Origin of the sequence: Spongiibacter nanhainus, from assembly GCF_016132545.1 — a bacterium.
GTDB lineage: Bacteria > Pseudomonadota > Gammaproteobacteria > Pseudomonadales > Spongiibacteraceae > Spongiibacter > Spongiibacter nanhainus.
Window position 1 is genome coordinate 3,881,204 of the sequence record NZ_CP066167.1, and the last position, 23,515, is coordinate 3,904,718.

Sequence of the window (23,515 nt, forward strand, 5' to 3'; positions counted from 1 at the left end):
AAACTCTCTAAGAGCTAATGCCATGCCCCGCGCTGCCCTTTTGTTTGCCTCATGTATTGTCGCCCTGTCAGCCACCGCCGCCCCAGCCAACCAGGCCCGGGAAGTGGTCACTGCCATGCCCCAACGCCTCAGTGGCCAACAACAGCTTAGCTTGACCGGCTCGGTGGTATCACTGCAGCAGGCGCAAGTATCCGCTCGCAGCGATGGCCTGGTGGCAGAGATTCTCGCCGATACGGGTGCCACCGTGACTAGAGGGCAGGCACTGCTGCGTCTGGATGCCGAGCTAGCCAAACTGGACCGCGATCGCGCCGCAGCCGCTCGCAATGAAGCCCTGGCAGCACGGAACGAGGCCCGCCGATTGGTTCAGGAGGCCGAGCGGCTGCGCAAAAACAATCATGTTTCCGAAAACGAGGTAAAGTCCCGCCGCGCCGCTTTGGCCTTGGCCGAGGCGAGTTTTGCCGCCACCGAAGCCAGCTTGGCCAGCAGCAGAGAAGCCCTGGCACGCCACACCTTACCAGCGCCCTTTGATGGGGTGGTCAGCGATCGTTTCACCGAGCTGGGCGAATGGCTTAATCGTGGCGATCCCGTGTTTGAGGTGGTGTCGTTGAATGAGCTTCGAGTCGACGTGCAGATTCCCCAAGAGCGCTTTGGCGATATTGACGTGAACACGCCGGTTTCCATTTGCAGCGACGCCCTTGCTCAGCCTTGTATAGAAGGCCGTGTCGCCACCCAGGTTCCGGTTAGCGACCCTGTCAGCCGCACCTTTCTGATTCGCGTTGCACCTGTCGACCGCGATCAAAACCTACTGCCTGGCACGTCTGCCCAGGTTCATTTTGCGATCGGCAGCACGCAACGCTCGGAGTATCTCACTCCACGCCAGGCGGTATTGCGCCACCCCGATGGTAGCCGCTCACTGTTTGTGGTGAAGGATGGCCGCGCCCAGCGGCGCCTGATTACCGTCAGTCGCGAAGTTGAAAAGGGGCTGATTATTACCGAAGGGTTGTCCCCTGAGGCAGTGATTATCGTTCAAGGCGCGGACCTGTTAAGCGACGGTGACCCAGTAAGCGCTGCATCCGCAGAGGAGCGCTAAACATGCTGGAATCCAGCGTCCGACGCGGCACTTTACTGGCGGTCATCGTGTTGATTATTTGTGTGCTGGGCATCGCTGCGGCGATGCGCATCCCGGTGCAGATGATCCCCGACCTCAGCGTGCGCACCATCTCAGTGGAAACCGGCTGGGCTGGGGCCACGCCCCAGGACGTGGAGAAGGAAATTCTTATCGAGCAGGAACGCTACCTCCGCACCCTGCCCAATCTGCAGCGTATGGAGTCCCGGGCCGAAACCGGCCGCGCCGAGGTCGAGCTGGAATTCCCCTTCGGCGTCGACATTAACGAAGCCCTCATTGAAGTTTCCAACGCCCTCAGCCAAGTCCCCAACTATCCGGAAAACGTCGATCAACCCCAGCTCGTTGCCAGCTCGTTTTCAGAAAACGCCTTTATGTACTTTCATATCCTGCCAACCCCCGGCAACCCCCTGGGGCTAGATATGGATATGGTGGGGGACTTTATCGAAGACGAGGTGCGGCCCCGCATGGAACGGGTGGCGGGGGTATCTCAGATTGATGTTCGCGGCGCGGTGGAGCGCCAGGTACAAATCCATATCGACCCGGCGCGGCTGGCCCAGCGCGGCCTGACTCTGACCGAGGTCAGAGACGCCATTCGCCAGCGCAACCGCGACGCCTCCGCCGGCGACCTGGACGACGGCAAGCAGCGCTACTTAGTGCGGGTAGTGGGACGCTTCCGTGAGCTGGACAGCCTCAATCAGATGATCGTTGCTCGACGCGGCGACAGCGACATACGCTTGGCCGATATCGCGCAAGTGGACATGAACCACTTTGAAGTGCGTGACCGGAGTTATATCGATGGCGAGCGCAGCATCACCCTGGCGGTGCGCCGGGAAACCGGCTCCAATGTCATCGACATCAAGCACGCCATGCTGGCCGCTGCGGAGGAGGTCCGCCGAGACCTGCTCAAACCTAACGGCATGCGTATGCTGCTCATTGGCGACGACGTACGCTACGTGCAGGACTCGGTGCGCAACGTTTTCAGCAATCTCGGGATAGGGGCAATATTGGCCACGGCGGTGATGTTTTTGTTTTTGCGTTCACCCCGCGCCACCCTGATCGGCCTAATGGGGGTGCCGGTATGCACCATCGCCGCCTTCCTCGGTCTGCTGCTGTTTGGCCGCACTATTAATGTAATTTCACTGGCCGGCATCGCCTTTGCCATCGGCATGACTTTGGACAACACCATTGTGGTGCTAGAGAGCATTGAGCAGGCTCGACGTGCGGGCCGCGACCGCATTGAGGCCGCTATCGCAGGGGTTCGGGAGGTATGGCCGGCGGTGCTGGCCTCCAGCATGACCACAGTACTGGTGTTTGCTCCCATCCTATTTGTCGAGGAAGAAGCCGGGCAGATCTATTCCGATATCGCCATTGCCATCTCCAGCGCCATCCTCGCCTCCATGCTGTTTGCCGTATTGGTGGTGCCGGCGGCCTGCGCCCGACTCGGTCTGGGCAAAAGCAATGACAACACCAACACCCTCAGCCGCCGCATTCTGGACGCCGTCACATGGCTGACCGCCGCCCCCAAACGCCGCGCTTTGTGTATTGCCGCCTCCCTACTGCTGACACTGGGCGCCGCCGCCGTACTGATGCCCCCCGCCGAGTACCTGCCCGAGGGCGAAGAGCCCAAGGCCTTTAGCTCGATGATTGCACCGCCCGGTAACAACCTCGGCGAGATGATGGTCATCGCCGACGAAATCCAGGGCATTCTGCAAGCGGCTGTAGACGCCGACCCCACCCAGTACGACCGCGGTGAAGTGCCGGTGCCGTCACTCAAGTACTACAACATGCGGGTGTCGGCCGGCGGGCTGCGAGTAATTAGCGAACCCACTCGCGACAGCGATATCCAAGCGATGATGGATAGCCTGACCGCTTTGTTTAAAAGCTATCCCGGCATGCGGGGCTTCTCGGGCCGCGGCTCTATCATCTCCAGCAGCCAGGGCGGCACCCGGGCAGTCAATCTAGACATCGCCGGCCCCGACCTGGACAGCCTGTACCGGACCGCCTCCTTTGCCTTCGACCGCGCCGGCACGCTGTTTGATAACCCGCAGCTCAACAGTGAACCCGCCTCACTGTCACTGGACCAGCCGCTGGTGGAAATCCGGCCCCGCTGGCAGCGCCTCGCCGAGGTGGGTTTTAACAATGACGATTTCGGCTTTACCGTTGCCGCATTGAGCGACGGGGCGTTTGTGGACGAGTTTTTTGTCGATGACAACAAAGTCGATATCTTTATGTACGGCCAACAGGGTCGCGACCAAACCCTGGACCAACTGGCGCAACAGACCGTGCATACCCCCAACGGAGCCCTGTTGCCTTTATCCGCCCTGGCCGACCTGCATCACACCACCGACAGCGACGCCCTGCGCCGAGTCAATGGCCGACGCACCGTCACCTTATTGATCATTGCTCCCCGGGATGTAGCGCTGGAAACCGCCGTGGCCAAAGTGCGCAATGAGATGGTGCCGGCCATGCAGGCCGCTGGGGAAATCAGCCCCGGAGTCAGCCTGTCGATCTCCGGCGCCGCCGACCAACTCGACGCTACCCGGGCCTCGCTGAGCAGTAATTTCGTGGTGGCGCTGATTTTGATTTATCTGCTGTTGGTGGCGATCTTTTCCCACTGGGGCTTTCCCCTACTGATTCTAGCCACCGTGCCACTGGGTATCGCGGGCGGGGTAGTGGGTTTGGTGGCGATCAATGCCGGTGGCTCAGTGGCGGAGGCTATAGGACTGGGCAGCTTCTTCCAGCCCTTCGATATGATCACCATGCTGGGCTTTGTGATTTTGCTGGGAACGGTGGTTAACAACCCGATTCTGATCGTCGACTATGCTCGGCAATCCCTTAACGCTCACCGCCACCACGACAGCGGCGAAGACAAAACCGAGCAGCGCATTATCGAAGCTGTGCGCAGCGCTGTGGCGGCCCGCCTGCGCCCGATCTTGATGTCTACCGCCACCACGATTTTCGGGCTGGCGCCGCTGGTGTTTATCCCCGGTTCGGGGACCGAGCTCTATCGCGGCGTGGGTATCGTCGTTTTAACAGGGATTTTGGTGACCATGGTCATCACCCTCACCTTCCTGCCCTGCCTACTGATTACCGTGCTGGGCTGGCAACGGCCAGGAACAAGATCAATGGGCTCCGCTTAATATGGGAGCTTAGTCCGGGTCTTGCTGTAAGAGGTATAGCGGTCAGTTAAATGGGTAACTGGCGAGAATCCCCAGTGGGTGATGGCTGCGGGCTATTGAGAACATAAACATATACACAGCGATCGCCATCACAAAAAATAAACGACGCTGAGTGAGTGTGCGGCCTATCCGCAGGGCAGTCATACCCAGGCCGATATACAGCACTAGTAGGCTGAGCTTGGCGCTCAACCAGGGGTCGTTCACCGGGTACTGCTGTGTCAGGTGCATTAGCAACAACCCTGCTGACAGCAGCAGAGTGTCGTTAATGTAGGAGGACCATTTGAGCAGGGGCAGAACGCCGGAGTTCGACTGCCCCTGTCTTACCAGGATCACCAGACCCCGAAGCGCAAAAATGCTCCCGGAAAGTATGACGGTAGCGATATGAAACAGTTTTATCTGGGGATAAAACTCAATCACTGAGACACCGACCCCTTTATTTCAACAGCCGCTGGGTGAGTACCCGCCTCGATAACGCCAAATATCGCTGGGATATCGAGGCTGAGTGATTCACCGGTTTAACACATCGTCTTTCACGCTGTTAGCAATATCGGCGACTTCGGCAATATCGCTATCGGCAACACCAAGCTCAGACAATGTGCCAGCCAGGTTCTCAACCACGGCGTTAAAGTGGCCTTCATCCAGGCTCAGGTGAGCATGGGCGGCACGCATATCCGAACCGTCGTAGTCATTTGGCCCACCAAACACCATTGTCAGAAACTTTTTTTGCTTATTGGCCTGAGCAGCCATATCAAGGCCGGCGAAAAAGCCTGAAATGCGGTCATCTGCCAGCACTTTGTCGTAGAAAACGTCTACGGCTTTATCTACGGCTGCCTCACCACCAATTCGCTCATACAAAGTTGCCATTTTACCCTCTCCCGTGTCGAAAAATGCATTTGATATGCATGTTATGAAGGTGTATTCTAAATGCATCTATTGCCGCCGCGCAATCCTAGGGAAAGTACTTACACAGATGCAGCTGACCAAACAGACCGACTTTGCCTTCAGGGTGCTGCTATACCTTGGTCAGATGCCGGAAGAGACTCTGTGCAACCTGCGGGAAATTTGCGATTACTACGATATTTCCCACAACCATGTCGCCAAAGTTGCTGTAAAAATGGCAAAGCTAGGCTACATTCGCTCCGTCCGAGGGCACGGTGGAGGTATAGCGCTTCTAGCCAAACCCCAAGATATCAATGTTGCGCAAGTGATTCGGGATTTTGAGCCAAGTCTTCAGCCGGTCAATTGCAATGCTCCGGCCTGCAGGTTACTGCCAAGCTGCAAACTGAAGTCAGTGCTTTTCACTGCCATGAACGACTTTTTGAGTTCCGCCTCTCAATACACCTTGGCAGATCTCCTGCCAACTCAAGCAGCACCCTAGGGCCTGTTCACATTGTTCTGACTGGCGTCGCCGGCTTACGCCCGGCTCGAAGCCGAGCCAAGGGCGTGGCCCTGGTGGGTACTGTTTAGCGGGTACTGTTTAGTGGGTACTGACCGAAACTCTGGTAACCATGATGATCACCCTGACCCTACTGTCTTTGCTGCTAGATGTTGTGCGGCAATGACTACCCTACCTAACGCGTTTACAGGCTTTTACAACTTTTCGCGGCCCAATTTGGGAAGATAAGTACTTAATCGGATATCACTCGAGTGCCGTACAGGCTTGTAATAGCGGCATCCGCCGATGGATGCCAGCACTATTACCAGCCTTTTTGCTTCAAACAAAATAGGCGTTTGGGACAATATCCGTCCACTGGCGATTGGAACGCCACTGAAATGTAAAGGAGCTGAAAATGTTTAGAGAAACACTTAACAACCATTTGGCGCTGTTAATTGGCTTTATGTTAATCTTGGCCATGTACATCCCCGAAATCGGCTAATCCCACCCTCTTCCCGCACCTCCCAATAATAACAACGACTGGTCGGCAACGGGCGCCAAGCGCGCAGCCCGGATAGTCGCGTGGGCGCCAATCACCAATCCGTGGCACACGGCCAGGTGTTGATCCATCCCCACTGGCGCGGTCGTATCAGAGTTATCGTTAATTTGCCTGGACGCCCGCCGCAATGAAGCAGGTTTTGGAAGAAACTATCACCGTAAATCGTCCCATCGAGGACTGCTACCGCTACCTCGAGGACTTTTCCACGATTGAACAGTGGGACCCCGGTGTTCACCGATCTCAAAAAGTGACACCTGGCCCGGTCCGCGATGGTACCGAATACCAGGTCGACATCCGCGCCGCAGGCCGCATATTGCCAATGGCCTACCGGCAACTCAGTGCCACCCCCAATCAGAAAATTCAACTGCAAGGCGAAGGCCGTGGTTTTTCGGCGCTGGATACCCTGACCTTTACCGCTGTTAGCGACTCCACCACAGAGATTCTCTATCGTGCGGAACTCCACCTCGATTGGCTGCCCAGCGAGGCGAGCCTATTGGCCCGGCCTTTCCTGAACCGGCTGGGCAAAAAGGCGATCAGTGGACTGCGCCGAGCCCTAGAGCCCAAGCCGGCCAGGCAGCGCCCACACTGGCGGGATCGGCTCGCCGATCAGCTGATACTGCCAGCTCTGCCCGACTTTGGCGCCAGAGGTTATCGAAAGCTCAGCAACAAGGCCCTCAGCCACCGCATGGACGGGCGCAAAGTGCTGCTAACCGGGCCGACCAGCGGCCTCGGCTTGGCGGCCAGCAAGGAACTGGCGCGGCTGGGTGCCGACTTGATTTTGATGGGGCGGGATCAGGACCGTCTCGACCAATGCCGTCAGGACATCGCCGATTTTGCCGGCATCAATCCAGCGGGCATCGATGTCATCCACAGTGACCTCAGTTCGCTGGCCGACACTGCGGCGGCGGCAGACCACATTATCGAGCACTACCCCCGCATCGACGTATTGATCAACAATGCCGGGGCGCTTTTTGACCGCAGAGAAGAGACCAGCGAAGGTCACGAACGGGCACTGGCAGTCAATTTGCTCACCCCGGTATTGCTGTGCACCAAACTCGAACCGCTCTTGCATCGCCACAGCCGGGTCATAAACGTCGTCTCAGGCGGGCTCTACCTGCAGGGCATCGACGTTGATGACATGGAGTTTCAGCGCGGGCACTACAATGGCAGCCGAGCTTATGCCAGAGCCAAGCGGGCTCTGCTGGTAGCCAGCCGGCAGTTGGCCGCCGGCAGCGACGCCAGCTATTTCTGCATGCACCCCGGCTGGGCCGATACCCCCGGGGTCAGCCGCTCTCTGCCGATCTTTGCCAAATTAATGCGGCCCTTCTTGCGAGACAGCCGAATGGGGGCCGATACCGCCGTGTGGCTGGCCTCCACCCCCAATCTCCACTACCCGCCCGGTGACTACCTGTGGTTTGACCGTCGCCCCCATCCCCATACGGTGATCCCCGCCACGGCCGTCAGCAAACACGACGCTGCCGTTTTGCAACGATGGCTCGACAGCACTCTGCGACCTCACTTGCACAGCGGCTTGCATGCGGTGGGCAGTCAGGCCAAAGTGGCGTGACAAGCGAGTTCATCAGCCCCTCAAACAGCAACCAGGTAACGCTATGACCGCCATTGCCAACTGCACACAGCGCATTGCCATTACCGGCGCCAGCGGCTTTATCGGCCAGGCCCTGTGTAAGGCCCTGCTGGAGCGGGGAGACGGTGTATACGCCCTGGGGAGGAGCCCGACTGGCACGGCACAGGCACTGCTGGGCTCACTGGGCCGCGCTCTGCCCGAGCACTGCGTGGTGGCCGACTACCAGCAACTTCCCGCCCTCGATCCCACCGCGGTGATTAACCTGGCTGGCGAAAATATTGCGGCGGGACGCTGGACCGCCCGCCGCAAGCGGGACCTGCTAGCCAGCCGGCTGGACACCAGCAAGCGGATCAGCGAGGCCATCGCTCAGCATTGGTCCGCTGTGGATACCGTGATCAGTGCCTCTGCCATCGGCTACTACGGCGACGCTGGCGAAACCGCCCTGGCAGAAAACGCGCCGCAGGGGCGCGACTTTGCCGCCGACCTCTGTCAACGCTGGGAGGCCGCGATACCCGAGTTTGAGGGCCGCCGGCGACTCATCACGCGCTTTGGCGTGGTGCTGGGCGATGGCGGCGCTCTGGCAAAAATGCGCCTGCCCTTCTCACTGGGGCTGGGCAGCCAGTTTGGCAATGGCCAACACTGGCAGGCCTACATACACCGCGACGACGCCGTGGCGGCACTGCTGTTTTTATTGGACTGCGAAGCACTGTCAGGCACCTTCAACCTGGTCTGCCCCGAGCCGATTCGCAATCGGGACTTTACCCGGGCGCTGGCCCGCAGCTTGAATCGCCCCGCGTTTTTCCGCCTGCCCAGAGCAGCGGCCAAGCTCGTGTTCGGCGAAATGGCCGAGGTGCTGTACGCCTCGCAGCGCGTGCTACCCAAAGCCCTTTTGGAGAGTGGCTTTCGCTTCCATTACCCCACCGTACCGCAGGCGCTTCAGGCGGCGCTGAATAATGCTAGCAGGGCAAACTCGGCATAAACCAAGATCACAAAACAAGCACGCAAAAAAAAGCCCCGATGGTGACATCAGGGCTTTGCGCAAGACGGGAATCGGAATTAGCTGGCGGAGTCTTCCGCGTCGCTGTCATCGTCGTCCTGATCAACCACGTCAATCAACTCGACTTCGAAGACCAGTGCCGCGTTAGGGCCAATCATCTGCCCAGCACCACCGGCACCGTAGGCCAAGTCTGAGGGAATAAACAGCTTCCACTTGGCGCCTTCCGACATCAGCTGCAGCGCCTCAGTCCAACCGGGAATCACACCGCTGACCGGGAAGGATACAGTCTCACCACGTTTGTAAGAGCTGTCGAACTCGGTGCCGTCCAGCAAGGTGCCTTTGTAGTGAACTTCCACGGTGTCGTCAGCGCCGGGCTTGTCACCGTCGCCGGCTTCCACAACGATGTACTGCAAGCCACTTTCGGTGGTTTGTACGCCTTCTTTCTCAGCATTTTCGGCGAAAAAGGCCTTGGCCTCTTCCAAATTCTTCTGTCCTTCAGCCTCGGCTTCTTCCTGTCGCGCCGCCAGCTGTTTCTGCTGGTAGGACTGCAGAGTAGCCATGATGTCCTCTTCAGACATCTTCAGCTCGTTACCTTCCAGCGCATCCCGCACGCCGGCACTGAAGGCGTCGACATCCAGGGGCAGATCGTCACCAAAGCGAGAACCGATATTGGCACCGATACCATAGCTGACTTTGGCAATTTCACTGTCCAACTTGGGCTCGGCGGGGGATTTGTCACCACCACAGGCCACCAGCAGGCCGCTGAGTAACACCGTACTCAATAACGATTTTTTCATGTAACTACCTTGTTTTATGGGAAAATTTACTTATGCCGCCGAGGCGGTTGTGAAAACTCAGACCATAGTCTGCCACAAGCGTTCCGCCAGCCCCACCCCAACATCACGTAATCAATAGATAATAAGTGGCAAATTTGTATAATGCGGAGACATACTGCTGAAAGAATAGGCAGGGAAAGCCATCAGACTCCGAATACTAGGCTTGAGCTCTATGTCAGCGCATAAAAAGAAAGCCACAAACAAAACCGACCCTATCGCGGAGCTACAGCACCTCCAGTCCCAGCTGGATACGCTCCGTGACAAGCAGCTTCACGCCCTTGAAACCCAACAGCAAGCCCTTGAAAAATCAATAGAAAAGCAGTCTGAAAAGGTGGAGAAGGCGCGCCAAAAGCTGGCAGAGGCCAAGCAGCGCGTAGCCGACCAAAAAGACGCCAAACCGAGCTTGCTTAAGCGCGCCGAGGCCAGCCTGGAGCGGGCCCAGACTGCCCATGACAGTGAGCAGAGCGAGTTGGCCCAATTGAGAAGCCAACTCATCGAGCTCAAACTGGATATCAGGCGGGAGAAAACCGTACGAAAAGCGGAGAAATCCGCCGAAAAAGAGCTGAAATCCAGCCAAAGCACGAAAACACCGCCCAAAAAGGCTGCGGCAAAAAAACCCACTACCGAGGCAAAAGCCCCAACTCAAGCCGCTAAAAAAGCCGCTGCCCAAGCGCCGGCCGAGCAAGCAGCTGTGAAGAAGGCACCTGCCAAAAAAGCAGCTGTCCAAAAAGAGAGTACAGCCAAACCAGCCCCCCAGGCTCAAAAGCCCAAGGAGAAGGCCGCAGCAAGCGAGGCGAAAAAAGCACCGGAGCCCACGGCGGCCAAATCAAGCAAATCCGCGGCAAAGGCCAAAGAAGAGTCGGCCAAGCTGAAAGAACAAATCAAAGAGGCCGCCGCTGTCACCAAACAGCCAATCCCCAAAGTGCCCAAGCGCCAGCGTCCACGGAGAATGAGCGACATCCCCAGTCACCCCGACAAAATGGAAGACCGCTTGATCAGCCTGTTCGACGATTTCTAACTGGGCACCTGGGGCGGGCTGCCTTGCAGGATCGCCGCCACCTCGCTGAGTAGGGGCTCGTCGGCAGCGCCGGCAGCAAAGCCCCAATACACCCAGATATTGGCCGCCACAGAGGCGCCCTTATCCCTCTGAGCCAACCACGGCCAAAACCGCCCCGCCAAAGCACCCATCTGCGCCCGCTCGGCCTGCAGCTCAGCGGCTTTAAGGGCGCTATACAGCCCCTCACTCCCCCCCGACTCGGCGCAGTGGCGCCGCAACTGACGGATGGGCAGCACGAAGTCACCGCGAATTGCCCGGGTTGTCTGGATAAGTTCGCTGATCGATGCGGATGTCAGCCGGCACTGCTTCTCAGCCAAATAGGCGCAGCACAGTAACACCACCACGTCGATATCGTAGTGGTCCTGCAATGCCAGCAGGGCATCCTTCAGGCCCGGACGCTGATACACTGTAACGGCGTAGTGCCACAAGTCCTCCGCCGCTGCCACGGCATTTTCCGCCCCCGCTGTGGAGTGACTGGTCACCGCATGCTCCCCGGCGCATAATGCCGCAGCCTTTTTCTGTGTCGAATCATGATTGAAATACAAAACCTCAGCTTACAACGGGGCGGCAAAGCCCTGCTAGAGCAGGCCTCCCTGCGAATCAATCCCGGTGAACGGGTTGCCCTGGTGGGCGCCAACGGCAGTGGCAAGTCTAGCTTGTTTGCGCTGTTGGCTGGCGAACTGGGCTTTGACGGCGGCGAGTTGTCTCTGCCGCCGACCTGGCAGATCGCCCAGATGCGCCAGGAAGTCACCGCCAGCGACCGCCCGGCCGTGGACTATGTTATCGATGGCCACCGGCGCTTTCGCGAGGTCGAAGCCGCTATAGCAGAGTGCGACGACGACCACCGCCTGGCCGAACTCCACGGCGAGCTGGACACCCTGCGCGCCTACCAAATTCGCAGCGACGCCGAGCGCCTGCTGCAGGGGCTGGGTTTCAGCCAGGACGAGATCGACAAGCCGGTGAGCGACTTCTCCGGCGGCTGGCGCATTCGCCTCAATCTAGCCCAGGCACTGATGTGCCCCTCGGACCTGCTGCTATTGGACGAGCCCACCAACCACCTGGATATGGACGCCTGCCTGTGGCTGGAGGGCTGGTTGGCCCGCTACCCCGGTACCTTGATCCTGATCTCCCACGACCGGGATTTTATCGATGCCTGCTGCGACCACGTCGCCCACCTGGAGCATCACACCCTGACCCGCTACCGGGGCAACTACAGCGCCTTTGAGCAACAGCGCGCCGAGCGACTCGCCCAGCAGCAACAGGCTTACGAGAAACAACAGGCGGTGCGGGCCCACATGGAGGACTTTGTGCGCCGCTTTCGGGCCAAGGCCACCAAAGCCAAGCAGGCCCAGAGCCGCCTTAAAGCCCTGGAGCGCATGGCCGACATTGCCCCCGCCCACATCGACTCGCCCTTTCGTTTTAAATTCTACGAGCCGGGCGCCATGTCCGACCCGCTGCTCACCTTGAGCCAAGCGGAGCTGGGCTACGACACACCGCTGCTGCACCAGGTCAATCTCAGCATTCACCCCACCACCCGCCTGGGTTTGCTGGGCGCCAATGGCGCCGGCAAATCAACGCTGATGAAAACCCTGGCCGGCACCCTGCCGGTACTGGCCGGACAGCGCCAGGAAGGGGAGCACTGGCGGCTGGGTTATTTTCACCAACACCAACTGGAATCTCTGGACCTCAGCGCCAGCCCACTGCTGCAATTGCAGCGCGCCCGCCCGGACGCCCGGGAGCAGGAGATACGCAACTTTTTGGGCGGTTTCAATTTTCGCGGCGAGATGGCAGACGGCGACTGCCTGGCTTTTTCCGGCGGCGAGAAAGCCCGCCTGGCCCTGGCATTGATTGTCTGGCAGCGACCCAACGTGCTGCTGCTGGACGAGCCCACCAACCACCTGGACCTGGATATGTGCCAGGCCCTGACCCAGGCGCTGCAGGAGTTTGACGGGGCCCTGGTGGTGATCTCCCACGACCGCCACCTGCTGCGCAACACCGTGGACGACCTGCTGTTAGTGGACGCCGGCCACGCCAGTCCCTTCGACGGCAGTCTCGATGACTACCGCCAGTGGTTGCTTAAGCGCAACAGCGGCGAGGCGCCCCCAAGCCAGAACGACACCGCAGCACCCACCAGTCGCAGCGGCAGCGTCGACAAAAAGCTGGCCCGGCAACAGGCCGCTGCCCGGCGCGCCGAGCTGGCGCCGCTGACCAAGGAAGTCAAACGCCTGGAAACCGAGATGGAGCGCTGCGCCAAGCGCCTGGCAGCCATCGAAGCCGCCCTGCTGGATGCCAGCATTTACGATGACGACAACAAAGCCAAGTTGACCGAGCTGTTGACCGAACAGGGTCAGCTGCGGGAGCAGAACGACAACACCGAGGAGCGCTGGCTGGCCCTGCAGGAGGAACTGGAAGCCCTGTCCACCGCCGACTAAGCGCTGCGGCATAGGCCAATTGGCGCTTGCCGCTCCGACCCAGGGGGGCTAAGGTTCGCTGTCGTTAAACAGCCTACCCAGAGAATACTATGAGCACACTTCCCACCCATATCGGTCAAGTTGAGATGGCCGAGGTAAAAGGCTTTCTCGCCGACGACGAGGCCGAGGCCCTGTACCGTCACGGCCTGGCCAGCGCCCCAATGGGAGCCGTTCTGGAAGTGGGCAGCTACTGCGGCAAATCCACGCTATACCTGGCGCTGGCTTGTAAAGCGCACAACAGCGTGGTCTATGCGGTGGACCATCACGTCGGGTCTGAGGAACACCAACCCGGCGAAATGTTTCACGACCCGGATTTGTTTAACGCCAACGACCAGCACTTCGACAGCTTCGCCGAATTTCGCCGCAACGTGCGCCGCAGCGGCCTTAGCGACTGGGTGGTACCGCTGGTGGCGCCGTCCACCGTCTGCGCCCGTCACTGGCAAACGCCACTGGCAATGTGTTTTATCGACGGCGGTCACAGCCTGGATGCGGCGCTGAGCGACTACCGCTGCTGGTCTGACCGGGTGATGCGGGGCGGTATTCTGGCCATTCACGACCTCTATCCCGAACCCGAGCTGGGCGGCCAAGCGCCCATTGCCATCTACCGCTTGGCGCTGGCGTCGGGACTCTATGAAGAAGTGGAACGGGTCAATTCGTTGGGGGTGCTGCGCAAACGGTAAGTTTGCGCTGAAACATTATCTCGGCGGGTCGATCTGAGCATTGATGCTGCCGTTAACCCGAAACCAGCCGGCAATACTGTAGCGGGTGCGCTGGGCAGCCAGCACCTCGTGGGGCACGCTGTCACTGAGGAAGACCACCAGTGTTCCCATCAGTGGGGTAACTTTGCTCACCACCGAATCGTCATCGCCGTATATCAGCAACTGCCCACCATCGGCCTCCTGCCAACCACCATTCAAATAAAATACCGTCGACAACACCCGGTTGCTGCGCCCCTTGAACGCATCGATATGCTTTTTGTAAAAGGCACCGGGCAGGTAGCGGGCAAAGTGGGCCTCGTAGTCAAACAAGCCCATAAACAGGCGGCGATTGATGGCCTGCCGCAACTGCTCCATCCACGCCAAGTATTGTGCCTCGGCGGGGTCAGCGCTGCCCAGCCAGCGAATCTCATCGCTGCGCACAAAGCGATTGAGCTGAAAGTCCCGCTCCCGACCAACGCCAGCGCGGCGAAAGGCCTCATCACCCAGTGAAGTGACGCGCAGCAGCAAGGCCTCCGAAAGCGCGGGGGGCAAAGCCAGCGGCAATACCACAAAGCCTCGACCGGTCAGCCCATCGGCAATAACATCGAACAGCGGAAGCTCAACGGAGGAGGCAGCAATTTCAGCGGACACCGGCAGGCCCTCGTACATGAAGGCCGCAATTAAGACCGACTTTTACCCCGGTGTCACGTCTTTTGTGTTGCCTTATTGAGCGCCGCCTTCCAGGGCCACTTGGCGGGCAAAACGGGAGGGGCTGGGGACCGCTGTAAAGGCCAACGCCGAGGCCACCAGCATGGTTACACTCATCGGCCAGAACGCCTCACTGTGAAATTGGGCCGATATACCGCTGACAATGGCGCCAATCAAAAATTGGGCACTGCCCATCAGAGCCGATGCCACCCCCGCATGGTGGGGAAAAAATTGCAGGCAGCAAGCCTGGGTATTGCCCATCACTCCACCCAGGGCGCCAATACTCAACATGATGACCGGCACCACCACCCACAAGGGCGGCTGAAATCCGGTGATCATCACCAGCAATAGACACGCCGCAAGCTGTATAGCGATAGCACCGTAGAGAATCTGCGCCGAGGACAGTCGGTTCAACAAGTGATTGTTAATACGATTGCCCATAGCCATGGTGATGATATTGGCAGCAAACAGCGCGGAGAACGTCGTCTCGCTCACGCCGTAGCCTTCGATATACACCAGCGAGGAGTTGACCAGAAAGGTCATCATCACACTAAAGGTCAGGCCTTGAGTGAGCACATACCGCATTGCCGTGCCATGGCTAAGCACATAGCGATAGCGATGTAACAGTGACTCGCCACCTGCCGGCGCCGCAGTGGAGGGGCGGCTCTCTACACCCCGCCAGGTCAACATCAAGACCACACCGGCATAGGCGGCAAGGGCGAAGAACACCATCCGCCAGCCGCTGAGATGAAATACCGCAGTGCCCAAAGCCGGCGCAATAGCGGGGGCAAAGATGGTAATCAGGGCGATCAAGGCAAATAACTTGGCCGCCGCCTGCCCCTCAGTGGTATCGCGGATTAATGCCGGCACCACCACGGCGGCAAAGCCGCCGCCCACCGCTTGTACCAGGCGCGCCACCCAGAACACCTCCAGGCTTTGCGCTGTCGCCAGCACCAGGCTGGCCAGACCAAACACCGCCAAACCGACAAACAGCACCGGACGCCGGCCCCAATAGTCACTCACTGGCCCACCGACAAACTGGCCCAGGCTGATCCCCAGGATGTACAAGCTGACGGTGATGGCCACATCCTGCACCGGCGCCGAAAAATCTCCGGCGATCACCGGTATTACTGGCAGGTACATGTCCACGGCTAGCGGTGACAAGGCAAATACCGATGCCAGCAGCAGGGCCATTTTTAAGGGGACAGAGTGGGTCATAAAGTATCCATTTATCTTTCTGGAAAGATAATAACTGGAAAGTATCTTTCTAGCAAGATAATATTGTCGCATCGAGCAAGGGTATACACTGTGGACGACAAGCGAATCAGCATCGACCAACTGCGGGAACAACAGCGACAAAACTGGCCGGAAGCCTACAACAGCTCTCGGCCGGCGGTGCTGCGTATACTCCGCGCCGCCGATGAATTTCTGAATCAAAGCCGCATCATGAATTCAGAGCACAACCTGCAGGGGCCGGATTTTGACGTTTTGCTGGCACTGCGCCGTCAGCAGCGGCCTTTTCGGGTTACCCCCACGGAGCTGTGCCGGGCGTTATTGATCAGCTCCGGCGGTCTGACCAAAGTACTCAACCGGCTTGAACAAGCCGGTCTGATCGAACGCCCCGCCAACCCCAGCGACGGCAGAAGTAAATTGGTGCAATTGACCGCCAAAGGGCAAACCCTGGCGGAAACCGTCATCAAACAGGTGTCTGATCTGCATGCCCAGCGCTTATCCAGGCTCAGCGCCGATGAGGAAGCAACGCTGGACGCGCTGCTGAAGAAGATGCTGGATACCGCCCCGGCGGCCGGCGACTGACCGACCCCACGAAGAGATAGGCCCAGGGTGAAAGCCAGCCTGAGCCAGCGGGCGCCATCAAAAGGACCAGCGCACCCGCCAGAAGAAGTCCGCTTCAAAAGCATCCAGCCGGGCCGGGTCAGCCACATCCTCACTCAATCCCCGGGCCACCACCAGTTCACTCTCCAGGCCGCTCTCGCCAGCGGGAATCACAGTGACACGGACACCGGCGTCGCTAAGGGTCTGGCTGTCACCCAGATCGTCGTCGGTATCGTTGTAGCGGGCCGCGCCGTACTCGACAAACACTGAGGGCGTGAGGCTCAACGTTTCAAACTGCCAGCGGCGCTGCACACCGATATGGAGAAACACCCCTTGATCGCCAACCAAAGCTCCCGGCAGATAGGCGCTGAGGCTGCCCAAACCGCCCAGCACAAACTGTTGCTGCTGGGGCAGCTGCACATCGTTACTGAGCTGGCCGTGAAGATTAAACGTGGTGGTCCAGGCCGGCGTTAGATCGAACTTGTAGGCCAGGCGCGGTTGCAACAGCACAAAATCGGCGCTGCGATTGGTGATGCTTACCTCACTGCTACCCCGGTCGCGGAGGGTGCCGTCGTTACCGCCGACGCCCACCTTCAGCGCCAGTTGCGCGGTGAGAAAATCCGGGCGCTGCCCCAGGCGACCGCGGGCCGCATATTTTGCCCCCACTGAAGCCACCGCGTAGCGCTCTTCAAGCAAAACCTCGGATCGACTCGCTTCGGTGTCGCCAACGATCTCCGAATCCACGTAGTCAATGCCTTCAAACACGCTGATACGCCGCCGGGGCGTACTGGACAGCAGCTGCTCACCGTCCACGCCAAGGCGGGTAATCTCGGCCTCTAAGGGCACAGGTACAAAAACCGTCCCGGGCTGGCAGAAAAACAGCACGCACCCACCGGCCGTTGGATTTTCCTCTGCGACCACCGGCTCGCGTTCATAGCGAACATGATTGATATCCAGACCAAAAAGACCAAAGTGGAAGGGTCGATCCACCCTGGCATCAAGCTGATGGTAGGACTCCCCGTCTTCGGCACCGCCAAGATCCACAAAGGCGGTCTGGTAGCCCAGATTTAATTTACTGCCATCGCCAAACTCGTGGCTGAGGCCCGCCAGACCAAAGTAGCGCCCCAGATAGCGGCTGCCCTGGTTGTTGACCTCAATGGCGCCACTACTGGGCTGGTGGTCGGCAACCGGCTCGGCGATAAAGTCCAGGATGACCTGCTTGTCGTAGTGGACCTCGTAGCTGACCCGATAACTGACACCCATACGCTGAGCCTGCATGTCTGCCAGCACCCGGGCACGATCGTATTCCGCCAGCGTCAGATCCGGGTCCCCCACCAGACTGCGAAAATGCCGGCGTACCGCCGGGTCGCCCCGTACCCCTTTCAGGGTGTGCTGAGACACCATCACCACCACCGTGTCGCCGCGGCGAAAGTAGTGCAGCCCGACAAGAAAATGCCCGGTGTTGTAGTAGCGGCGGGCAAGGGCCGTGATCGCCGCTGAGGGAGTGGCCTCCGCCAGCAGTAACTCCCGTAAATCCGCATCCGACAGATAGCGATTGCCAATCACCTGGAGGCGGATGCCACCGACGGTGACCTCCACTTTGGACGATGACGTCCCCTGCTCTGCCTCGGCAATTTGCGCGCTACTGGCCAACTGGGGCGGCATCACTGGCGGCAAGTCTATGGCCATTCAGAGCTCCTTGCAGATAAATCATGGGTGGATAAAAAGTGGATGAAAAAATAGATGGATATATTCATATCAGTGGCAACGGCGAGTTGGTCTAGTTTCCGGGGCGCCTCAGCCACACCTCAACCCGACGCCCCCGCAAGGAAGGGCCGGCACCGGGGTCGGCGACACCACGGCCCTGCACCGTGGCAATGCGCCGCTCTGGCAGCCCTGCGGCCAACAGCACAGAGCGCACCGCTTGCGCCCGGCGCAGGGACAGTTGCCGATTGGCCTCACCTTCCCCGGTGGCGTCAGCGTAGCCAATCAGCATTACCTGCCCCGCTTGCACGGACAGGGACTGGGCAACAAGCTGAATCGTCTTCTTGCCGGCGGCATCCAATTCGGCACTGCCGGCAGCAAAGTATGCAGACGCCTCCAGCCGTGCAACAGGCGCCGCCGACGGTGGGCCTGGTCGCGAGCTGTCACCGGCACTCAAATAGCAGCCATTGGCCATTACCGGCTGACCGGGCGGTGTGCGCCGGCACTGATCGTCCCGATCACACACGCCGTCGCCATCCTCATCCCGGCAGTCGGTCACATTTTGGGGGCGCACATCGGGGAAATCGGGTTGCACAGTTTGCAGGGGGTAGAGTCCCATTTGATCACCGCCCTGGGCCAACAAACCATCTGGCGCCGCCACCAACTGCTGGGATGACGCCGCTGCTCTGGTGCGGCGAGGAGGCTCGTCCATCGCCGTCAGCGATGCCTCGTCTCCCGCCGACATACCCAGATCATCCGCCGGACCCAGCATAACGGGCCCGGAGAAGGACTCTGCCGCCACCGCATCGGCGGCGACGATCTCGATCCCCACCAATTCAGTTATAGGCGATAAGCGCGCCAGGATCGGCAGCGGTGCCAATAAGCGCAGCAATTGGGCAGATGCCGGGCTGCTGATTACCGAGGCAGATATCAGCGCCAGCGACAGGGTAGCGACCTTCACCCCCTTGCGACATACCCGACTCGTTCGCAGAAAGCCCACCATCCTGGCCTGTCCCACTATCTGCCCTCATTTACTGGTCAATAAAGCCCATTATGGTAGCGAGTTCGCAGCGCTATGGCGACGGCTCATTTGCCGGCGGCGGTGTGCCCCGGTCACCCTTTGCTGCACCGCGACTTGAGGTGCTACTTGCGGTGGAAGACGACCCCCTGATCACCGCCTCTTTGGCAGCCACATATTCCTCATCGCTCAGGCGGCCGCTGGCATGCAGCTCGGACAGGCGCTGCAGTTCGTCAACCAACTTCTCGCCAGGGCTTTGCTCGGGAAGGGGGCAGATTTCCTGCTGCTCAACCTCCACCAGCCCCAACCAGCTGCCCAATTTGCGAAAAATCCGCGACACCCCCCGCCACAGTTTGGGCAGCAGCCAGATCACCAGCAGGATAAATACGGTAAAGATGGCAAGGAAAATCAACGGGTGGTTGAGAGCGACCCACAGACCACCAATCACCGCCACATCTTCACTGATGGAGGCAAGCCAATTGGTGACCGGCTCCGGCGAGGTATTGATCATCACCCGACTACTGGCCTTGGCAGCGTGAGTCACCGAGGTTACCGAGCCCCCCACGATACCCGCGGCCAATTGCAGCGCCGGGCTGACATCGCCAACACTACTGGCCGCCAGCAGGGCCCCGGCAGGAATGCGAATAAAGGTGTGCAGGGTATCCCAGCCGGTATCCACACCGGGGACTTTATCGGCAAAAAACTCCACGCCGTACATCAGCACCGCCGCCATGATCACCGCTGGGTCCTGAACAATTTCCAGGCTCTCCGGCAGATCGATACCCCCCATGGAACCGCCCAGGCCCAATACCAAAATGGCGGCGTAGAGGTTGATACCACTGGCCCAGGCGACGCCCATCGTCACCGAGATTATGCTGATCAACTGCTGATATTCTTCCAAGGCTGGCGCCCTCCTGGGATACACGTGCCGAAATCGCGGCATTATTGCTCAATCGGTGACCGAAAGCGTCAAGGACTTCGACCGCATCGGTCAATGGATTGGACCACCAAACCCGTAGTATTTCACCACGATTGTGGAGAATTCCGATGTCTCAAGACCCTGACTACCGCCTCAACCCCGACTACGGCCCGGGGCGATACCGCCGCCGCATCGAGCTGGTGGCCGGTGACGGCTGGGTAGACGGCGAGCTGGAGGATACCAATCACGGCTTTCGCTGCCGCCTCCACCACGACGGTAAGCAGGTCACCCGGGTCACCGGCGAGGCTCTGCGCATCCCGTTCACCACTTGCCCGGGCGCGGTTGAACCGCTGAAGGCCCTTGCTGGGCTCCCCCTGGTCGACGACGCCAGTGCCATTATTGCCCAAACCCAGCCCAACGAGCACTGCACTCACCTGTTTGATCTTACCGTGCTGGCGCTGTGCCATGCCGCCCGGGTGTCCACTAGCGCCACCGCCAAGCGCCGCCGACGTATCGACATCGTTATTGAAGATCAACCCGACCAACAGCCCGCGCCGGCCGAAGTCTACATCGACGACCGCCTGATCCACCGCTGGCTGACCCTGGATTGGCAGATTGTCGAACCCCAAGCCCTGGCGGGGCGGGGGCTGTACAAAGGTTTTACCGCCTGGGCTTCGGAGACCTTCGACGGCGAGCAAAGCGAAGCCGCCTTCGCCCTGCAAAAAGGCTATTTTGTGGGCAGCGCCCGGCGCTTCGACCTGTCGGCACTGGTGGGCAAATCCGCCAACGACGAGCGAGATTATATGCTGGGAGCCTGCTACACCTACAGTTCACCTCAGATCGAGCGGGCGCGGAGGACGGCGGGTTCGGTACGGGATTTCAGCGATACACCGGAGCAGTTGCTGCAGTTCGTCGACGCCCGCGGCGCCGCAACTGACGGTGCGACATGAAGCACTACGACACGCGCTACGTAGATAAGGGTAACTACGAATGTTGCCGAACGGCGGGCGGGGGTAATCTACAACCATGGTCAGTCAACATAGCGTTGACCAAACGTCTCCATAGTAGCACCCCCGCTTGGCACCCACACTCTGGGTGCTTTTTTTATGCCTGTCGATCGGGGCTTACTCTTAGCAAAGAGACAAGCCCGTCACCGCTATTTGAGCAGGAACACCGCGTTGAGGTTGACCGACAGGGTCTCGGTACCAAAACTCACCGGCATCTCTGCGGCACCGGCCTTGGCATCCATCGCCATCATCACCCGCTCCGGGCGCGGCGCACTGACGCCCATTTTTTGAACGTGGTAGACGCCTTTGACGCGGCCGCCGAAACCCCCAGCCAGCAGCTCCGCCTGCCGCTTGGCCTCGGCGATGGCCCGCTCAGTAGCCCGATCCAGCAGGGCATCGCGGCGAGACAGATCGAACTCAACATTGCCCAGCTCGTCGATCCCCGCCGCCAGCAAACCGTCGACCAATTGGCCGTAGCGGGACAGGTCCCGCAGCGTCAAATCGACCCGGCGCTCCACCCGCTGCCCCAACAAGGTGCGCTCGCCGTCGCGCCACTGGTAATCCGGAAACACCCGAATCTGCGACGCGGTAATGTCCTCCTCAGCCAAGCCCAGCTTGGCGGCCACATCCAGCACTGCCTGCACACGGCGATCCACCGACTGCTTGGCCGGCGCCGAGGTTTTGGCGGTCTCGCTAATCTGCAGTCGCAGCTGCGCCATATCCGGCACCGCGTCCACCTCACCCCGGGCACTGACCACAATATGTGGCGCGTCGGGCAAATTGGCGCCCACGGCAAAGACCGGCGCGCCAAGAAGCAGCAAAATAACGGCAAGTTTTTGAATTTTCATTTCCGTAGTCCATCCTTATTCACATTAATCCATGAGCGGTTGTGTCTGGCCATTTCCCGCCAGGCCAGCTTGGCCGCGACATAATTGGAGCACAGTCCCATGAACAGCCAAATTCCCGATACCGGCGCAGCCAACCACATTCACACGATCCTGCAAAAGCAACGCGCCGCTTTTCAGCGCGAGGGTGCTGTCAGTGCCCAGGTTCGCCAGGACCGCATCCAACGTATTATCGACCTGGTGTTTGACAATCGCGAGCAGCTGGTCGCCAGCCTGGCCGAGGATTTTGGCCACCGCAGCCATCACCAATCGTTAATGTCTGACATCTACGCCACCCTGGAGTGCCTTAAACACAGCAAGAAACACCTCAAGTCGTGGATGAAGAGTGAGCGCCGCTCCGCACCCTTCCCCATGAACCTGCTGGGCGCCAAGGCCCGGGTGGAATACCACCCCAAAGGCGTGGTGGGCATCATCGGCACCTGGAACTTCCCGGTAAATACTATTTTTGCCCCCCTCGGTGGTGTCTTTGCCGCCGGCAACCGGGCGATGATCAAGTGCTCGGAAATCACCCCCAAAACCGGTGAACTGATCGAGACCTTGGTTAAGAAGTATTTTGACGACGAAGAACTGGTCGCCATCAACGGCGGCCCCGATGTCGGCGCCAGCTTCTCCGCCGCGCCCTTTGACCACATTATCTTTACCGGCGCCACCTCGATTGGCCGCCATATTCTCCATGCCGCCGCCGATAACCTGACGCCGGTGACCCTGGAGCTAGGAGGCAAGTCGCCGGTCATTATCGCCGACGACTACGACCTGCAGGAGGCCGTGGAGCGCATCATCAATGGCAAGATCCTCAATCAGGGTCAAGTGTGCCTGTCGCCGGATTACATTTTTGTGCCCAAGGACAAGCTCGAAGACTTCAATACCCGCTGCATGGACTATCTGGGCAAGCTCTTCGCCTCTATTCTGGACAATCCCGACTACACCTCGGTGGTGAATGCTCGTCACTTCCAGCGTCTGCAAGCTTACCTGGGGGATGCCCGCCAGAACGGCGCCGATATCCGCGAATTCAATCCCGCCAACGAGGATTTCAGCCAGCAGCAAGGCGCCCACAAGATACCCCTCACACTGGTGATCAACCCCGGCGACGAGCTGCTGGTGTCCAAAGAAGAATTGTTTGGCCCGGTGATCGTGGTGCGCAGCTACGAGAAACTGCAGGATTGCCTGGACTACGTCCGCGCCCGTCCTCACCCCTTGGCGCTGTACTACTTTGGCAATAGCAAGTCCGAGCAGCGCTATGTGCTGGACAACAGCACATCGGGTGCCGTAACCATTAACGACGTTATCTTCCACGTCAGTTGCGAAGACCTGCCCTTTGGCGGCATCGGCCCCAGCGGCATGGGCAACTACCACGGTCTGGACGGCTTCAAGACCTTCAGCCACCCCCGTGCCGTTTACACCCAGAGCAAAATCAACTTTCAGCGCCTGGGCGGCATGATCCCTCCCTATGGCGACAAGTGCGACAAAACCCTCAAAACCATGATCCGCAAATAAACCCACCGCAGTTTTCGCCTGAGAACGGCCGCGCACAGCTGATG

At 59.5% G+C, this 23,515-nt stretch carries 21 protein-coding genes; 11 read left to right on the forward strand and 10 right to left on the reverse strand.

Features of this window, described 5'->3' with window-relative positions; genetic code table 11:
* The first annotated feature begins 22 nt into the window (after positions 1 to 22).
* Positions 23 to 1,090 carry an efflux RND transporter periplasmic adaptor subunit gene (locus I6N98_RS17550; protein WP_198569616.1) on the forward strand — a complete coding sequence of 356 codons (1,068 nt, stop codon included), beginning with the start codon at positions 23 to 25 and terminating at the stop codon, positions 1,088 to 1,090.
* Between the two features lie 2 nt (positions 1,091 to 1,092).
* Positions 1,093 to 4,266, forward strand: a complete 3,174-nt coding sequence (locus I6N98_RS17555) for an efflux RND transporter permease subunit (protein WP_198569617.1) — start codon at positions 1,093 to 1,095, stop codon at positions 4,264 to 4,266.
* Between the two features lie 42 nt (positions 4,267 to 4,308).
* On the opposite strand, the gene I6N98_RS17560 is transcribed toward I6N98_RS17555, so the two are convergent.
* Both I6N98_RS17560 and I6N98_RS17565 read right to left on the reverse strand, forming a co-directional pair.
* Positions 4,309 to 4,722, reverse strand: a complete 414-nt coding sequence (locus tag I6N98_RS17560) for a SirB2 family protein (protein WP_198569618.1) — start codon at positions 4,720 to 4,722, stop codon at positions 4,309 to 4,311.
* Between the two features lie 90 nt (positions 4,723 to 4,812).
* Entirely contained in the window at positions 4,813 to 5,169 is a 357-nt protein-coding gene (locus tag I6N98_RS17565) for a group I truncated hemoglobin (protein WP_198569619.1), read from the reverse strand.
* 106 nt (positions 5,170 to 5,275) lie between these two features.
* On the opposite strand from I6N98_RS17565, the gene I6N98_RS17570 reads away from it, so the two are divergent.
* The 3 genes from I6N98_RS17570 (at position 5,276) to I6N98_RS17580 (ending at position 8,803) form a co-directional block, all read left to right on the forward strand.
* The gene (locus tag I6N98_RS17570) at positions 5,276 to 5,683 is read left to right on the forward strand and encodes an Rrf2 family transcriptional regulator (protein WP_198569620.1); all 408 of its coding nucleotides are present in this window, start codon (positions 5,276 to 5,278) and stop codon (positions 5,681 to 5,683) included.
* Between the two features lie 683 nt (positions 5,684 to 6,366).
* Positions 6,367 to 7,806, forward strand: coding sequence for an SDR family NAD(P)-dependent oxidoreductase (locus I6N98_RS17575; protein WP_198569621.1), 1,440 nt, complete (start codon positions 6,367 to 6,369; stop codon positions 7,804 to 7,806).
* A gap of 43 nt (positions 7,807 to 7,849) precedes the next feature.
* Positions 7,850 to 8,803 (forward strand): TIGR01777 family oxidoreductase, encoded by a 954-nt coding sequence (locus tag I6N98_RS17580; protein ID WP_198569622.1) that lies wholly within the window; start codon positions 7,850 to 7,852, stop codon positions 8,801 to 8,803.
* Positions 8,804 to 8,880: 77 nt separating this feature from the next.
* On the opposite strand, the gene I6N98_RS17585 is transcribed toward I6N98_RS17580, so the two are convergent.
* Positions 8,881 to 9,618 (reverse strand): BamJ family beta-barrel-assembly machinery protein, encoded by a 738-nt coding sequence (locus tag I6N98_RS17585; protein WP_198569623.1) that lies wholly within the window; start codon positions 9,616 to 9,618, stop codon positions 8,881 to 8,883.
* Positions 9,619 to 9,829: 211 nt separating this feature from the next.
* On the opposite strand from I6N98_RS17585, the gene I6N98_RS17590 reads away from it, so the two are divergent.
* Positions 9,830 to 10,675, forward strand: a complete 846-nt coding sequence (locus I6N98_RS17590) for a hypothetical protein (RefSeq protein WP_198569624.1) — start codon at positions 9,830 to 9,832, stop codon at positions 10,673 to 10,675.
* Here the strand turns inward: I6N98_RS17590 and I6N98_RS17595 are convergent.
* Positions 10,672 to 11,196 (reverse strand): TIGR02444 family protein, encoded by a 525-nt coding sequence (locus I6N98_RS17595; protein ID WP_198569625.1) that lies wholly within the window; start codon positions 11,194 to 11,196, stop codon positions 10,672 to 10,674. The two genes, I6N98_RS17590 and I6N98_RS17595, sit on opposite strands and share 4 nt — an antisense overlap.
* Before the next feature lie 48 nt (positions 11,197 to 11,244).
* Between I6N98_RS17595 and I6N98_RS17600 the strand changes: the two genes are divergently transcribed.
* Together I6N98_RS17600 and I6N98_RS17605 are read left to right on the forward strand one after the other, a co-directional pair.
* Positions 11,245 to 13,146, forward strand: a complete 1,902-nt coding sequence (locus I6N98_RS17600; RefSeq protein WP_198569626.1) for an ATP-binding cassette domain-containing protein — start codon at positions 11,245 to 11,247, stop codon at positions 13,144 to 13,146.
* 89 nt (positions 13,147 to 13,235) lie between these two features.
* Complete coding sequence (locus I6N98_RS17605) at positions 13,236 to 13,865, forward strand: class I SAM-dependent methyltransferase (RefSeq protein WP_198569627.1); 630 nt, start codon at positions 13,236 to 13,238, stop codon at positions 13,863 to 13,865.
* Between the two features lie 15 nt (positions 13,866 to 13,880).
* Here I6N98_RS17605 and I6N98_RS17610 read toward each other — a convergent pair whose 3' ends face one another.
* Together I6N98_RS17610 and I6N98_RS17615 are read right to left on the reverse strand one after the other, a co-directional pair.
* Entirely contained in the window at positions 13,881 to 14,534 is a 654-nt protein-coding gene (locus I6N98_RS17610; RefSeq protein WP_232787398.1) for a 2OG-Fe(II) oxygenase, read from the reverse strand.
* A gap of 72 nt (positions 14,535 to 14,606) precedes the next feature.
* On the reverse strand, positions 14,607 to 15,809 hold the full coding sequence (locus I6N98_RS17615; protein ID WP_198569629.1) for a multidrug effflux MFS transporter: 1,203 nt from the start codon (positions 15,807 to 15,809) through the stop codon (positions 14,607 to 14,609).
* A 90-nt stretch (positions 15,810 to 15,899) separates the two neighbouring features.
* Here I6N98_RS17615 and I6N98_RS17620 point away from each other — a divergent pair, with 90 nt between their 5' ends.
* The gene (locus I6N98_RS17620; RefSeq protein ID WP_198569630.1) at positions 15,900 to 16,406 is read left to right on the forward strand and encodes a MarR family winged helix-turn-helix transcriptional regulator; all 507 of its coding nucleotides are present in this window, start codon (positions 15,900 to 15,902) and stop codon (positions 16,404 to 16,406) included.
* A gap of 57 nt (positions 16,407 to 16,463) precedes the next feature.
* On the opposite strand, the gene I6N98_RS17625 is transcribed toward I6N98_RS17620, so the two are convergent.
* From I6N98_RS17625 to I6N98_RS17635, 3 genes are all read right to left on the reverse strand, one after another.
* Complete coding sequence (locus I6N98_RS17625; protein WP_198569631.1) at positions 16,464 to 18,113, reverse strand: ShlB/FhaC/HecB family hemolysin secretion/activation protein; 1,650 nt, start codon at positions 18,111 to 18,113, stop codon at positions 16,464 to 16,466.
* 91 nt (positions 18,114 to 18,204) lie between these two features.
* Positions 18,205 to 19,146 carry an OmpA family protein gene (locus tag I6N98_RS17630; RefSeq protein WP_198569632.1) on the reverse strand — a complete coding sequence of 314 codons (942 nt, stop codon included), beginning with the start codon at positions 19,144 to 19,146 and terminating at the stop codon, positions 18,205 to 18,207.
* A gap of 55 nt (positions 19,147 to 19,201) precedes the next feature.
* Positions 19,202 to 20,047 (reverse strand): DUF4126 family protein, encoded by an 846-nt coding sequence (locus tag I6N98_RS17635; protein WP_198569633.1) that lies wholly within the window; start codon positions 20,045 to 20,047, stop codon positions 19,202 to 19,204.
* A 146-nt stretch (positions 20,048 to 20,193) separates the two neighbouring features.
* On the opposite strand from I6N98_RS17635, the gene I6N98_RS17640 reads away from it, so the two are divergent.
* Entirely contained in the window at positions 20,194 to 21,015 is an 822-nt protein-coding gene (locus I6N98_RS17640; protein WP_198569634.1) for a DUF2889 domain-containing protein, read from the forward strand.
* A 206-nt stretch (positions 21,016 to 21,221) separates the two neighbouring features.
* Here I6N98_RS17640 and I6N98_RS17645 read toward each other — a convergent pair whose 3' ends face one another.
* The gene (locus tag I6N98_RS17645; RefSeq protein ID WP_198569635.1) at positions 21,222 to 21,920 is read right to left on the reverse strand and encodes an SIMPL domain-containing protein; all 699 of its coding nucleotides are present in this window, start codon (positions 21,918 to 21,920) and stop codon (positions 21,222 to 21,224) included.
* Positions 21,921 to 22,019: 99 nt separating this feature from the next.
* Here I6N98_RS17645 and I6N98_RS17650 point away from each other — a divergent pair, with 99 nt between their 5' ends.
* Positions 22,020 to 23,471, forward strand: coding sequence for a coniferyl aldehyde dehydrogenase (locus I6N98_RS17650; RefSeq protein ID WP_198569636.1), 1,452 nt, complete (start codon positions 22,020 to 22,022; stop codon positions 23,469 to 23,471).
* Positions 23,472 to 23,515 lie beyond the last annotated feature (44 nt).